The following is a 13,620-nucleotide window of genomic DNA, read 5'->3' as shown; positions in this document are numbered from 1 at the left end:
ATATGAAAAAGATTTCAGTAATAGCTTTGGCATTAGTAATGTCCATTGGAACCATGTTTACGAGTTGTGAGTCTATTAAAAACACTAATAAAACACAAAGAGGTGCCGCCATAGGGACCGCTGCAGGAGCAATTATTGGTGGTGTTTTAGGAAACAACCTTGGTAAAGGTGGTAACGGTGCCATGGGTGCTGTTCTTGGAGGAGTTGTTGGAGGAGTTGCTGGTGGTGTAATTGGTAACAAAATGGACAAGCAAGCGCGTCAAATTGACCAAGCACTTCCAGGTGCAGAAGTAGAAAGAGTAGGAGAAGGGATTAAATTAGTATTGAATGAAAATGCGGTTCGTTTTGATACTAACAAATCAACTTTGACAGCAGCAGCTAAAGCTAATTTAGATAAATTGATTCCAGTGTTTCAAGAATATGCAGATACTAATATTACTATTTTTGGATATACAGATAGTACAGGACCAGCTGATTACAACTTGAAATTATCGGGTGAAAGAGCAGCTTCTGTGAAAAATTATTTGGTTGGTAAAGGGTTGTCTTCTTCAAGATTTCAAGTGACAGGTTTGGGTATTGCTGATCCAATTGCTGATAATGGAACGGCTGAGGGTAGAAGTAAAAACCGTCGTGTAGAGTTTGCCATCACAGCAAATGAGAAGATGTTGGAAGACGCTCAAAAAGAAGCAGGAAAATAAAAACAGGCAATCATTGTTTGTATAAAAAAGGATTTTCATTTAGTTGAAAATCCTTTTTTTTTAGCGGTAATTATGAAAGGTGTACAATAAGCCTAGGCTTAAATTAAAAAGAAATCCCGTTTGAGGAACGGCAAGATTTTGATAGGTAGGACTTCCATCAAAATTATAATTTTGGTTGGCATTCATTATTAATGATGCATCTGCAGTAATGTCTAGATCTCCTATTATCCTGTATTTGGGTGTTATTCCCATCATAAAATTAATATTAGTATCTGAAGTGTTTGCAGATGAAGGGCGTAAATTAGAAATGCCCATTCCGGCATGGACTAGAAGTGCAAATGGATCGTAATAGCTTTTGTCAAAAAAGGCATTGGATAAATTTGCGATTAGTTGCATATCCGCTCTTTTACTATTTGAAGAACCGATATCGTTGCTAAAGTTATCCTTGGCATAGTCTAATTTTAGCCCAATTAAACCTTCGTACATGTATCCAGCACCAAAACCTGTATGTCCTGTATTGTAAATTCTAGGGTCGAGTGCCCCATTTAGTCCAATATTTGTTTCTATAAAAAATTGAGCATATCCAAAATTAGAAAAGATTATCAATAAGACTAAATTTAAACTGATTTGAAAATGAGTTCTTTTGGTTTTCATAAGCCTGGTTTTTGTTTTTTTTAAATCGAATTTGGTTAAGTATGTCAAGTAATAATACAGTAATTGATGAAAGAAATCTATCTTTGTACACTTAAAAAAATAATTTGTTACAATGCTTCAAGTTCAAAATATATCTTTTTCCTATACCAATAGACCTGTTTTAAAAAATATCAATTTCACCATAGAAAAAGGGCAGAATATTGCTGTTATTGGCGAAAGTGGATGCGGTAAAAGTACCTTATTAAAAATGATTTATGGACTACACGACCTTGATGAAGGTAATATTTTTTGGAATGATAGTGAAATTTTGGGGCCAAAATTTCATTTGGTTCCCGGAATGCCATTTATCAAATACCTGTCTCAGGATTTTGATTTAATGCCTTATGTTACTGTTGCGGAGAATGTTGGGAAGCATTTGTCGAATATTTATAAAGCTGAAAAAAAGGCAAGAATAAAAGAATTGCTAGAGATTGTTGAAATGACCGAATATGCTGATGTGAAAGCCAAATATCTCAGTGGAGGACAGCAGCAACGTGTGGCGTTAGCGAGAGCACTGGCCTTAGAACCCGAAATATTATTACTGGACGAGCCTTTTAGTCATATTGATAATTTTAGAAAAAATGCCTTGCGTCGCAATCTGTTTGCTTATTTAAAAGCCAAAAATATCACCTGTATTGTAGCCACTCACGATAGTACCGATGCGCTTTCATTTGCTGATGAAACGATTGTTTTATACGACGGGCAAATAGTAGATATGGCAAATTCTGTAGATTTGTATAATACGCCTATTGATAAGTATGTAGCTTCACTTTTTGGCGAAATTAACGAACTGCAATTGTCTAATTTGGTCCCTATTGAAGGAGAAGATGAGACGGTATTGTTGTACCCACATCAACTGAAATTAGTAGAGAACGGATTGATGAAGGTAACCGTTAAGCAATCTTTTTTTAAAGGAAGTTATTATTTGATTAAAGCCGTTTTTAATAGGAAGGTGGTCTTTTTTGAACATGATGTAGCCTTAGAGCATAATCAGGAAGTAAGTTTGATGATTGCTTAGTTGTGGTGCAAGGGTTTTTTTTTTACCGCAAAGCCGCAAAGGCGCCAAGATTTTTTAGATTTCTTTAATTTCTCTAATCTGTGTTCCTTAATTAACCGCAAAGACGCAAAGATTGAAAGGTGCTAAGGTACTAAGGTACAAAGTTACAAAGCTATAAAGATTGAAAGCCGCTATGATACAAAGGAGCTAAGGTACAAAGCCACAAAGATTTTTCTAGTTTTCTTCAATTTCTCTAATCTGTGTTCCTTTCAAAGGATGCTCATCAATTAATTTCCAAATTTTAAAAATAAAGTTCATAATTGCATAAAAAGTAGTAATTTGTGTGGTGCTAATCTTTATTCTTAAAACTATGTTCCATTCAAAAATATCAGGTTTAGGTTTTTATGTTCCTTCTAATGTGGTGACTAATGATGATTTGTCAAAAGTTATGGATACGAATGATGCGTGGATTCAGGAGCGCACAGGGATTCAAGAACGCCGTCATATTATCAAAGGCGAAGATACCACCACCTCCATGGGAGTCAAAGCAGCTGAAATTGCCATTGAGCGTTCTGGTGTGGCTAAGGAAGCTATCGATTTTGTGGTTTTTGCCACCTTGAGTCCTGATTATTATTTTCCAGGTCCGGGAGTGTTGGTGCAACGTGATTTGGGTTTGCGCACAGTTGGAGCCTTAGATGTTCGTAATCAATGTTCGGGTTTTATCTATGCGTTGTCAGTAGCCGACCAGTATATCAAAACAGGAATGTATAAAAATATTCTAGTCATTGGTTCCGAAGTGCATTCAACAGGTTTGGATATGACCACTCGGGGACGAGGAGTATCAGTGATTTTTGGTGATGGAGCGGGTGCTGCGGTCTTGAGTCAAGAAACGGATTTGACCAAAGGAATCCTTTCGACACATTTACACTCAGAAGGCGTTCATGCCGAAGAACTGGTTTTGAAAGCCCCAGGAATGGGCGGACGCTGGGTGACGGACATACTCGACGATAACAATCCCGAAGACGAAAGTTACTACCCGTATATGAACGGACAATTTGTGTTTAAGAATGCGGTAGTCCGTTTTAGTGAAGTCATCAACGAAGGTTTGCGTGCCAATAATTTAACCGTTTCGGATATTGATATGCTGATTCCGCATCAAGCTAATCTTAGAATCTCTCAGTACATCCAACAAAAATTTGGCTTATCCGACGACCAAGTACACAACAATGTTCAAAAATACGGAAACACCACTGCAGCCTCTGTGCCTATTGCTTTGACTGAAGCTTGGGAACTAGGAAAAATAAAAGAAGGGGATACCGTTGTTTTAGCCGCTTTTGGTAGTGGCTTTACTTGGGCGAGTGCGATTATTAAGTGGTGAATTTAAGTGGTGAATTGTTTAAGAGTTTAAAGGTTTAAAAGTTTAAGAGGTTTAAGGGTTTGAAGGCAAAGGGGATAGTTCCTTTTTTTGTTGTGAGTAGGGTTGCAATCTGCTATTGATTGTTTTTACTCTTTCATTTTTACTGAACCTGAACAAACGTCTCCTTCTTCAATACCTGTTAGCCAAATTTTCAAAGTTTTTATTCTTTCTTCAGTAAGTCTGGTTAGATGGCTATTCCAGCACATGGGGAAAACAGACCCATAATTCAATTGTTTATCAATTTCAGGAAATAAAGCATTCATCTCTGCATCACGAAATTTAATCCATAGATTTTGAGCTAATTTAAGTTTAGATATAAAAACAGGATTTTCTTTGTAATCTTTTAAAATCGCACTATAGACTTGGTTAAGTTCTTTGTCTGCTTTTACATATTTTTGGTATTCATTACTGTTCATTTCAGTTTGTGTTTGTCCAAAACAAAACATAGAGGTTAAGAAAAGGATATAAATTAGAATTTTGCTTTTCATGTTTTAGATTTTTTATTAGTGATGAGATTCTATATAGGTTATCTTTAATTCGGATGTTGCTGCTCTGGGTGAATTTATTTTATTGAGTGTAAGGATTTCTAATCCATACTAACTTTTAGTTGCACTCGAAAAGGCGGTTGAGCAATTGCAAAAACTCCTATTTTAGGTTCAACCATTACTTTGTAAAGTCTAAGGCAGAAAGTCTATCAGTCTTTAACTGATGTTTATATCGAATTGAATCCATTATTTGGAGTTTATCCCGAATTTATTTCGGGAGTGGTGTAAGAGGTGTAGTCTATTAGTTTCTAGCAGAGCCGATTACTCGACTAGCAGTAGTTATTTTTCTTCCTTTGGGATTAAATTATCAATCTCGATTTTCAATTTCGGCAAATGGTGTATTAAGACTGACCAAATGTTTTCGTCGGAAATATTATCATAAGCATGAATTACATGATTTCGGAGTCCGATAATTGCTTTTGCATTTGATATTTTCTCAATATAAGAAACGTCTCGAGTAATTATTCGGTTAATTGCTTCACCAATAATTTCAAGATTTCTTTCGACAGCTCTTTTTAGCATTAAGTTGTTTCTGTATTTGAAAAAATCTCTTTCTTCATTAGGGAAGAACTCATTAATTTCATCGATGGACATTTTTACATCAAATAACCATTTAAGAATCCTTTCATCCATAAATTAATTCTTTTGATTTGTCGATTGATTTAATTAAGATTGGATTTTTTAAAGTCTGTTCTTCGAGTAGGTCAACTTCACGACCAAATAAAGATTCTAGTTTTTCTTTGAAATCTATGTAATTATCAAAATATTTTGAAAGTTCAATTTGCTTAAACTTAACTAATAAATCTACATCGCTTTTTTCGTTGAAACTTGAATTTAAAGAAGAACCAAAAAGATATAGTTTTTCCACGTTGTGTATTAAACAAAGTTTTTTTAAGCTATCTATATTTTTATCAATAATTCTCATAAAGCTAATTTAAACAAAAATATTTTCTAAATTTTATATTAGCCGAATAATTACTGCTAATGTCAGCCTGTGAAAAAACTAACATTTATTTCAATCAAATATAAGTAAATAATTTTATCGTTAGTAAGAAAAGTTACGTGTTTAAGTATGTAGTGTGTCAGAGAAATTCCTCGTAATCAAATGGTGTTTTCTTTAGAAGCTTCGGGAAACCGCCGAGTCTAGCCTGTTTCGATTCGAGGGATGACCCGCTTGGCCTGTCCTGAGCGAAGCCGAAGGCCTCGGTGGTATGCGAGGCGTACTCCGTTAGTTTCTAGCAGAGCCGTCTACTCGACTAGTTGAAGGCTTAAATATTGTCAATTTCGTGACACAAAGTTGATACATGGTCTAATCCATATAAAAGTGCACTTTCATTTATATTCATCCACTGAAACAATTGAATTATCAGGTTGTAGTGTTGTAATGTATTTGTTGTGCTGATTACTGCTGTACCGGGTTGAAAACAAATAGGCTCATGATGAGCAATTCTATTACGAAAGTCGTTGACCAATTTTAGTTGATTAAAGATATAAGTTTGATTGTATTGAATTGCAGGCGTACTTGTCGGTTTTGATGGAAATACTCTTAACAAAGTTTGGCCACCTGCAAAAAATTGTGGTTGAGCATAAAGATACCTCCAAAAGCCAAAATCAAATGTTGCCAAAAGCTTCGGATGAGTATATGCTGTTAGCTTATTTAATGATTTACGAATTAATTTTTTAGTGTTTATACATTTGCTTGTGCTAAAAATTCCACCTGCTGAAATGCTATCTCTTAACCAATCATTTCCATGTAGTGCTACATATTGCTCATTTATTTTATTTCGCAAAGCAATTTCAAAGCAACTTATTACCGTGAACATTTCTTGAGAAAGTTGTAAATTTTTACGATATAAAGTCATTGCTTTTCTTGAGTTATTTCCAGTTGCAACAAGGTATCTATGCATTCTTGCGCTTGACATTACATCTTCGAATTCAACATATTTCATGTTTAATTTGGTATTTATAAATTAAGTAACTAACTTTGTTTCACATTATTCCCGATAGCCCCTGATTCGTCAAGCTACCGGGTTTTCGTTTTTTATACACTTTCCATTCGTGTTTCTTTTCCACAGCTTTCAGCCTGTGAAAAAACTGGCATTTATTTCAATCTAATATAAGTAAATAATTTTATCGTTAGTAAGAAAAGTTGCGTGTTTAAGTGTGCTAGATATCACAGGAATTCCTCTGAATCAAATAGTGTTTTCTTCCGAAACTTTGGGAGTTTTAACGAGCTTGTTTTATGATTAATTTTTTAAATCCTAAATTTTTGTGGGTGTGGAACGGCTACGTGTGTTGGCAGCTGGCTCTTTGGGTTTAGTATTTAACGCTTTCGGATAATTTTCCATTTTTAAAATACAGTTTATATATTCCTGTATATTCCCAAACTTCTATTTCTCCGCTTGCATTTTTGTAATTTTTTCTATTTAGTGTTATTCCTAAAATGTCTGAACACATATCTTTTGACATTCCTATTGTCAGTTTCTTTTGGTAGACTAATTTTCCAAACTTTTCACCATATTTTTTGACAAGTACGTTTTCTTCTAATTTGTTTTTATTTGAATTTCCTTTTTTTAGTTTTTCAAAATCATTTTTCGTTAAAAGCACATCTTCAAAATTCCATCTACTACCTTTTAAATCAAAAATGACTTTATCTTTTTCATTGTTTAATATAACAGCATATAAAATTTCTTCGTCATCAGCATTTTTGCTTTCTTCTATTTTTAAATCTTTTTTTCTTAATAATGTGAGTTCTCCTTTCCATTCACTTCCTTTATCAATATACATTGTGTAGTCAGTTTTTGAAATAGGATTTCTAATTGCGTTAAAATCATTAATAGCAATAAAGGTTTTACCATTTATTAATTCTTTCTTTTTTTCAAAATAAGGTGATAAAATAAATTGTGGATTTGATGAAGATTCAATTACATAAATAGTTTCATTATTTATATTATCTTTTAGTTCAAAAAATATATCTGCAAAAAAATCTTTGCCAAGATTGTTTTTGACATCGTTATATATTTCTGATTTTTCAAATTCAGGATTAATATTAACAATAGTAAAATATTTATTGCCAATTTGTGACCAATTTAGAATTTCAATTTTGTCAGTTTTCTTGAAAAATAGTATGTTGTTTTTTTGGTAATTGTCTGAATATGTAGGATAATATATTTTTAAACCGTTATATCTATTGTAATATTGATTGGCTTCACATTGTTTTTCATCAAATGGATTTTTCCCACTACCGCTTCCAAGTATTTGAGTAACTTTTGCTCGATAATATTCTGAATGTTCGATGAAATTTTCGGTTTGATTGTATGGAGGGCAGTTTTCTTTTTTTCCGACTTCTACAACTTTTTCAATTTTTCCGATTTCGATTTGTGAAAAGATTGATATGGTAAATAGAGACGCAATAAATGTGAATAATATTTTTTTATTCATTTTTTAAGTTATTTATGTTTTCCTAAAATTGGGTTTAAATGCTTTGCTAAATCATTTTCTAAAACTTCCATTAGATTAATCATTTCAGTTTCAAATTCAAAAACAGTTAGTTTTAAATTCAAATTAAGTTCTTTTGCCCAATAAAACAATTGTAAACCTTGAGTTCTATTTACTTTGTAATAACCTAAATGCTGAATAAGTCTTCCCCAAAAATGTCGTTTAACTTTCCCCACATAAAGTATTTTGCTTTCTATGATTTTAGTTTTAATCGCAGGAATTGATTTAGAATTTTCGCTAGTTGAATATTGTTTTATTCTATCAATTATTTCGGAAGATAAGTTTTCGGAAGTTATTTCAAAGTAATATAAACAAGGTCCAACAAACTCCTTTAATTCAGTAAACATTTTTTGGTGTTTGTCTGAATTAGTGATATCAATATGGTTAAAGTCTTCTAATTCAGAGCAATTAATATAGAATTCTTTTGTTCTTTTTGCCCCATTTTCCGATACATTTTGTAAAGGAATAACTGCATTACTGCTAATTTCTTTAATTGTTTTTTCCATATTAAGGTATCTTTTTTATGAGGTTTTTTTGGCGAGTTTGCCGCCAACTCATTTACATCTTCATTTTTTCTCTTTTAGTTGAGCTTATATAACCAATTTTGCTTAGACAGGCTCAACTCTAGTTTCGTTTTATTTTTACGGCTAATATATTCATTTTTTCTTACAAATTTATTTAAGCTAATATGAAAATAATAACGCCATTTGTAGCCCTGATCGAAGCGGCATCCTCTTGTGCAGCGATAGCAGGCACAAGAGATAGAGCAGAGAGCAGGAACAATCGCAACTAAACTGCACGAATCGTTCTGCTCCAAAAAAAGAATTAAAGCGTTTGAAATGAGAGTTCGGCTAGGTCAGTTTTCTTTAATTTTCCCTCTCTTACAACCCTGAACAAATAACACGACACTCTTTTCCCATTTGCTCCATAATGCCTATATTTGCAGCCATTAAAAAAGCAACAAAATGACATTATCCGAAATTCTAACGCCTTCTATCCAGAAAGCGGTTCAAGATTTATTTGAGGTTACTATTGAAAAAGTGGAGTTTCAAGCCACTCGTAAAGAGTTTGAAGGCGATATTACGATGGTGATTTTTCCGTTATTGAAATTGGTAAAAAGCAACCCTGTAGAATTAGGAAATAAAATTGGGAACTACTTAGTCGAAAATGTAACGGAGGTAGCCAAATTTAATGTGGTTTCAGGGTTCTTGAATATCGTGATTTCGGATGCGTATTATTTGAATTTCTTTAACCAAATCAGAACGGTTGAAAAATACGGTTTTGTAACATCAAGTCCAGATGACAAAGCAGTAATGGTTGAATATTCGTCGCCTAATACCAATAAACCTCTGCATTTAGGACACGTACGTAACAACTTATTAGGATACTCAGTGGCGGAGATTATCAAAGCTTCGGGTAAAAAAGTATATAAAACCCAAATCATCAACGACAGAGGTATTCATATCTGTAAGTCGATGTTGGCTTGGCAAAAATTTGGCGAAGGCCAAACGCCTGAAACTTCGGGCTTAAAAGGAGATAAATTGGTAGGGAACTTTTATGTGGCTTTTGATAAGGCGTACAAAGAAGAAATCAATCAATTGATGGCAGAAGGAAAAACCGAAGAAGAAGCTAAAAAACAAGCGCCCATTATCCTAAAAGCCCAAGACATGCTTCGCAAATGGGAGGCGGGTGATGAAGAAGTGGTTGCATTGTGGAAAACCATGAACCAATGGGTGTATGATGGTTTTGCGGCTACTTATACGGCTATGGGTGTTGATTTTGATAGCTATTACTACGAAAGCAATACCTACTTATTAGGAAAAGATGTTGTCCAAATGGGACTGGAAAAAGGGATTTTCGAAAAAGACCCTGATGGTTCGGTTTGGATTGATTTAACTGCCGAAGGACTGGACCGTAAAATCGTGTTGCGCTCTGACGGGACAGCGGTTTATATGACACAGGACATTGGTACTGCGATTCAACGTGTGAAAGACATGCCGGATGTAGGCGGAATGGTTTACACGGTGGGGAATGAGCAAGATTACCACTTTAAGGTGTTGTTTTTGATTTTGAAAAAACTAGGATTTGATTGGGCGGCTAATTTATTTCACCTTTCGTACGGAATGGTCGATTTGCCATCGGGCAAAATGAAATCTCGTGAAGGAACTGTAGTGGATGCCGACGATTTGATGCAAGAAATGACTGATACAGCTCAAAAAATTTCCGAAGATTTAGGAAAACTTGACGGTTATTCAGCTGAAGAAAAAGCCAAATTATACAATACTATCGGTTTAGGGGCTTTGAAATATTATATCTTAAAAGTAGATCCTAAAAAACGTATTCTGTTCAATCCTGAGGAATCAGTAGATTTTGCTGGAAATACAGGGCCTTTTATTCAATATACTTACGCTCGTATTCAGTCTATCATTCGTAAAGCTGATTTTGACTATACTAAAGACGCTCTAATAGTTGAGTTACACGAAAAAGAAAAAGAATTAATCAAACAACTAGAATTGTTTCCAGAAGTAATTCAAAACGCAGCTCAGAATCACAGTCCTGCTTTGATTGCGAATTATACTTATGATTTGGTACGTGAATACAACTCGTTTTACCAAGCGGTGCCTATCCTTGGAGAAGCCGAATCAAACAAAAAAACATTCAGAGTACAACTTTCTAAGCGAGTAGCCGATACGATAGCGGATGCTTTTAGTTTATTAGGGATTAATGTTCCAGAGAGAATGTAATTTTTGATAAAATAAAAGTCTCTAAAAAATCATTTTTTCTAGTAAAAGTGGTATATATTGAGAAGTTAATAAAAAGATTAATCCGGAAGATTTCGGGTTAATCTTTTTTTATGGGCAAAACTTTTGGTTAATTAAAAGAACTATTTTTACAAAAGCTAAAAACAGTATTTTGCTCCTAAATTTTGTACCTATGAAATTGTTTTCTCGTCTTCTGCTTTTTGTTTTCTTTACGCAATTAGGCTATTCCCAAGATAAAAATGAAAAAAAAGAAAGTCAAGCTGTTCAGGTAGCGCGACAGGTTGATTCGGCTAATTCAGCTGTATTAAATGCTTATAATCAAAAGTTACGCGATTTAGAATTACAGCGTATAAAGGATTCTACAGCTCAGGCTAAATTGCAAAATCAATTAGAGAAGCTGAGCACAACGGATAATATTCAGAAATCCAAATTGCTGAATCAATTAAAAGAAATTTCAGAAAAAGAAACCCAACGTTTTGAGGCCAAAAAAAGAGCCATTGATTCATTACGAAAAACGGCAAAATCATTTCCTGTCAAAGGTTTTTTTAACGACACCTTGTTTGTTATTTACAGCAAATTGGGAAGCTTTTCAGTGAAAGATAGGGCAGATGCGATAACCAATAGAATCGAAAAACTGTCTGAAAGCTACCAATTTAAAAAAGATAATCTTCAAATTTCAGAATCAGAAAGTACGGTTGATCTTATTTTTGGCGAAAGTATCATTATTAGTGTCTCTGAGAATGACGCTATTTGGAACAATACTAGCAAAAAAGAATTGGCACAAAAATACAAGGAAATCATTGAAAACGCTGTAATCAGGTACCAAGCTGAAACCAGTTTTGAAACTTTAGGAAAAGAAATTGCTTTGGCGCTTTTCATTATTCTTGTTGTAGGGGCCATTATCTATTTTATACGAAGAGGCTTCCGATTATTGAACGAAAAAATAAGCAGTCAAGAGGGTAAATTCCTAAAAGGGATTACCATCAAAAACTACACATTATTTGACGCTGCAAGGCAAGTTAAAGTTTTCGTGGCAGTAAGTAATTTTGTAAAATGGGTTTTAACCATTATTACGATATATTTATCCTTGCCTATCTTATTTGGAATTTTTCCGTGGACCAAACATTTTACCAATACTCTTATTGGATATATCAAAAGTCCAGCCGTAAAAATTATAATGGGCGTTTGGGGGTATTTGCCTAATTTAATAACTATAATTGTCATTGTTGTATTTTTTAGATACGTATTGCGATTCATCTATTTTTTAAAGACTGAAGTCGAAAACGAAAAATTGCAACTTTCAGGATTTTACCCAGATTGGGCTAATCCCACCTATCAAATCATAAAAGTAATTTTGTACGCTTTTATGGCAATTGTGATTTTTCCCTATTTGCCAGGAAGTGATTCTCCCATATTTCAAGGGGTTTCAGTCTTCTTAGGGGTGTTGTTTACTTTTGGTTCTTCGGGCTCGTTGTCTAATGTTGTAGCTGGTTTGGTGTTGACGTATATGCGTTTGTTTACCATAGGAGACCGTGTGAAAATTGGAGAAGTATTAGGTGATGTAATCGAGAAGTCCATGCTCGTGACCCGTGTTAGAACCATTAAAAACGAAATTATCTCTATTCCCAATTCGACTGTAATGAATAGTCATACGATTAATTACAGTAGTGATGCTCCAAAAAACGGATTGATTTTGCATACTACCATTACCATTGGTTATGATGTGCCTTGGAAAAAAATGCATGAAACTTTAATAGAAGCGGCTCTTCGTACGGAAATGATACAGGAAACTCCAGCTCCTTTTGTTTTGCAAACGAGTTTGGATGATTTTTACGTATCTTACCAAATCAATGCTTATACCAAAGAAGTAGGTAAACAAGCTATTATTTATTCCAATTTACACGCCAATATCCAAGATTGTTGCAACGAAAATGGCATCGAAATTCTCTCTCCTCATTACCGAGCAGCCAGAGATGGAAGTCATACCACTATTCCTGAGGATTATTTGGATAAGAACTATCAAGCGCCTAAATTTAATGTGAGTTTATCTAAAGAAGAATAACGATGAATGAATCAATAGAGAAATATTTGTTTGATCCCATTGTAGGTAAATTTTCTACCATAGTTATTGGGATTGGTGTTATTTGGCTTGTTGTACGTTTGATACAACGTAATTTATTGTCAAAAATTCAAGGCAATGATAATAGTTACCGCGCTAAGAAGATTAGCAATTATGCGGGTTATCTATTAACTATTGTGTTGGTTACTGTAGTTTTTAGTGATAGACTTGGAGGTTTAACTGTAGCCTTAGGGGTTGCAGGTGCTGGAATTGCTTTTGCCTTGCAAGAGGTGATTGCTTCCTTTGCAGGTTGGCTAGCCATTATGTTTGGAGATTTTTACAAAACTGGAGATCGTGTGCAATTAGGAGGAATTAGAGGCGATGTGATGGATATTGGGGTATTGCGTACTACGATAATGGAAACTGGTCAATGGGTGGATGGCGATTTGTACAACGGACGAATTGTGTTGATTGCCAACAGTTATGTGTTCAAAGAGCCTGTTTTTAACTACTCAGGAGATTTTCCTTTTTTATGGGACGAAATAAAAATCCCTGTTCAATACGGTAGTGATTATGATATGGCAAGAGCGTTGCTATTGGAAATAGGAGGTAAGGTAGCTGGTGATTTAACCCAACAATCTCGAGAAAAATGGATGGGTTTACAAAATAAATTTCGTTTAGAAGAAGCGCAAACAGAACCCATGGTTTCCCTTATTGCGAATGATAATTGGGTGGAGTTTACTTTGCGTTATGTAGTAATGTATAAAAGGAGACGGGCTACCAAAACGGAGTTGTTTACTCAAATATTGAAGTCTTTTGAAGCCACCAATGGAGCGATAAAATTTGCTTCGGCTACATTTCATTTGGTGGAAGCTCCTGATTTTAATGTGAATATCAAAAAATAGATTTTTTATAAAGTGGATATATTAAGGCTATTTCAAATTTATTTTG

Annotated in this window: 13 protein-coding genes; 6 read left to right on the top strand and 7 right to left on the bottom strand. The window is 34.2% G+C overall.

From position 1 onward, the window contains the following. The first annotated feature begins 2 nt into the window (after window positions 1–2). Window positions 3–698, top strand: coding sequence for an OmpA family protein (locus ACNH59_RS02160; protein ID WP_418263818.1), 696 nt, complete (start codon window positions 3–5; stop codon window positions 696–698). Window positions 699–758: 60 nt separating this feature from the next. On the opposite strand, the gene ACNH59_RS02155 is transcribed toward ACNH59_RS02160, so the two are convergent. Next, complete coding sequence (locus ACNH59_RS02155; RefSeq protein WP_418263817.1) at window positions 759–1,352, bottom strand: hypothetical protein; 594 nt, start codon at window positions 1,350–1,352, stop codon at window positions 759–761. Between the two features lie 112 nt (window positions 1,353–1,464). Here ACNH59_RS02155 and ACNH59_RS02150 point away from each other — a divergent pair, with 112 nt between their 5' ends. After that, window positions 1,465–2,409, top strand: a complete 945-nt coding sequence (locus tag ACNH59_RS02150; RefSeq protein ID WP_418263816.1) for an ABC transporter ATP-binding protein — start codon at window positions 1,465–1,467, stop codon at window positions 2,407–2,409. Between the two features lie 349 nt (window positions 2,410–2,758). Continuing rightward, a complete protein-coding gene (locus ACNH59_RS02145; RefSeq protein ID WP_418263815.1) occupies window positions 2,759–3,766 on the top strand; it encodes a 3-oxoacyl-ACP synthase III family protein in 1,008 nt (335 codons plus the stop codon). A gap of 125 nt (window positions 3,767–3,891) precedes the next feature. Here ACNH59_RS02145 and ACNH59_RS02140 read toward each other — a convergent pair whose 3' ends face one another. From ACNH59_RS02140 to ACNH59_RS02115, 6 genes are all read right to left on the bottom strand, one after another. Next, complete coding sequence (locus tag ACNH59_RS02140) at window positions 3,892–4,293, bottom strand: lysozyme inhibitor LprI family protein (RefSeq protein ID WP_418263814.1); 402 nt, start codon at window positions 4,291–4,293, stop codon at window positions 3,892–3,894. A 336-nt stretch (window positions 4,294–4,629) separates the two neighbouring features. Continuing rightward, entirely contained in the window at window positions 4,630–4,983 is a 354-nt protein-coding gene (locus ACNH59_RS02135; protein ID WP_418263813.1) for a DUF86 domain-containing protein, read from the bottom strand. Further along, on the bottom strand, window positions 4,976–5,275 hold the full coding sequence (locus tag ACNH59_RS02130; protein ID WP_320889726.1) for a nucleotidyltransferase domain-containing protein: 300 nt from the start codon (window positions 5,273–5,275) through the stop codon (window positions 4,976–4,978). Before ACNH59_RS02130 ends, ACNH59_RS02135 begins: the two co-directional genes overlap by 8 nt. A 343-nt stretch (window positions 5,276–5,618) precedes the next feature. Then, entirely contained in the window at window positions 5,619–6,299 is a 681-nt protein-coding gene (locus tag ACNH59_RS02125) for an Abi family protein (RefSeq protein ID WP_418263812.1), read from the bottom strand. A gap of 367 nt (window positions 6,300–6,666) precedes the next feature. Further along, window positions 6,667–7,791 (bottom strand): hypothetical protein, encoded by a 1,125-nt coding sequence (locus ACNH59_RS02120; protein ID WP_418263811.1) that lies wholly within the window; start codon window positions 7,789–7,791, stop codon window positions 6,667–6,669. Window positions 7,792–7,799: 8 nt separating this feature from the next. Further along, window positions 7,800–8,354 (bottom strand): hypothetical protein, encoded by a 555-nt coding sequence (locus tag ACNH59_RS02115; RefSeq protein ID WP_418263810.1) that lies wholly within the window; start codon window positions 8,352–8,354, stop codon window positions 7,800–7,802. Between the two features lie 459 nt (window positions 8,355–8,813). Here ACNH59_RS02115 and argS point away from each other — a divergent pair, with 459 nt between their 5' ends. The 3 genes from argS (at window position 8,814) to ACNH59_RS02100 (ending at window position 13,574) form a co-directional block, all read left to right on the top strand. After that, window positions 8,814–10,592: an arginine--tRNA ligase gene (argS, locus tag ACNH59_RS02110; RefSeq protein WP_418263809.1), complete on the top strand. Its 1,779-nt coding sequence runs from the start codon at window positions 8,814–8,816 to the stop codon at window positions 10,590–10,592. Window positions 10,593–10,782: 190 nt separating this feature from the next. Next, window positions 10,783–12,672 (top strand): mechanosensitive ion channel domain-containing protein, encoded by a 1,890-nt coding sequence (locus ACNH59_RS02105; protein ID WP_418263808.1) that lies wholly within the window; start codon window positions 10,783–10,785, stop codon window positions 12,670–12,672. A 2-nt stretch (window positions 12,673–12,674) separates the two neighbouring features. Continuing rightward, window positions 12,675–13,574, top strand: a complete 900-nt coding sequence (locus ACNH59_RS02100) for a mechanosensitive ion channel family protein (RefSeq protein ID WP_418263807.1) — start codon at window positions 12,675–12,677, stop codon at window positions 13,572–13,574. The last annotated feature ends 46 nt before the right edge of the window (window positions 13,575–13,620 follow it).

Source organism: Flavobacterium faecale (assembly GCF_048320115.1).
Classification (GTDB): Bacteria; Bacteroidota; Bacteroidia; order Flavobacteriales; family Flavobacteriaceae; genus Flavobacterium; species Flavobacterium faecale_A.
The sequence above is the reverse complement of the archived record's forward strand: the minus strand, read 5'-3'. Positions and strand labels throughout refer to the sequence as shown.

Bases quoted from the DNA above. Each gene is read 5' to 3' on its own strand.
- ACNH59_RS02150 (WP_418263816.1), top strand. From the start codon at position 1,465: ATGCTTCAAGTTCAAAATATATCTTTTTCCTATACCAATAGACCTGTT.
- ACNH59_RS02160 (WP_418263818.1), top strand. From the start codon at position 3: ATGAAAAAGATTTCAGTAATAGCTTTGGCATTAGTAATGTCCATTGGA.
- ACNH59_RS02120 (WP_418263811.1), bottom strand. From the start codon at position 7,791: ATGAATAAAAAAATATTATTCACATTTATTGCGTCTCTATTTACCATA.
- ACNH59_RS02155 (WP_418263817.1), bottom strand. From the start codon at position 1,352: ATGAAAACCAAAAGAACTCATTTTCAAATCAGTTTAAATTTAGTCTTA.
- ACNH59_RS02145 (WP_418263815.1), top strand. From the start codon at position 2,759: ATGTTCCATTCAAAAATATCAGGTTTAGGTTTTTATGTTCCTTCTAAT.
- argS (WP_418263809.1), top strand. From the start codon at position 8,814: ATGACATTATCCGAAATTCTAACGCCTTCTATCCAGAAAGCGGTTCAA.
- ACNH59_RS02135 (WP_418263813.1), bottom strand. From the start codon at position 4,983: ATGGATGAAAGGATTCTTAAATGGTTATTTGATGTAAAAATGTCCATC.
- ACNH59_RS02125 (WP_418263812.1), bottom strand. From the start codon at position 6,299: ATGAAATATGTTGAATTCGAAGATGTAATGTCAAGCGCAAGAATGCAT.
- ACNH59_RS02100 (WP_418263807.1), top strand. From the start codon at position 12,675: ATGAATGAATCAATAGAGAAATATTTGTTTGATCCCATTGTAGGTAAA.
- ACNH59_RS02140 (WP_418263814.1), bottom strand. From the start codon at position 4,293: ATGAAAAGCAAAATTCTAATTTATATCCTTTTCTTAACCTCTATGTTT.
- ACNH59_RS02115 (WP_418263810.1), bottom strand. From the start codon at position 8,354: ATGGAAAAAACAATTAAAGAAATTAGCAGTAATGCAGTTATTCCTTTA.
- ACNH59_RS02105 (WP_418263808.1), top strand. From the start codon at position 10,783: ATGAAATTGTTTTCTCGTCTTCTGCTTTTTGTTTTCTTTACGCAATTA.
- ACNH59_RS02130 (WP_320889726.1), bottom strand. From the start codon at position 5,275: ATGAGAATTATTGATAAAAATATAGATAGCTTAAAAAAACTTTGTTTA.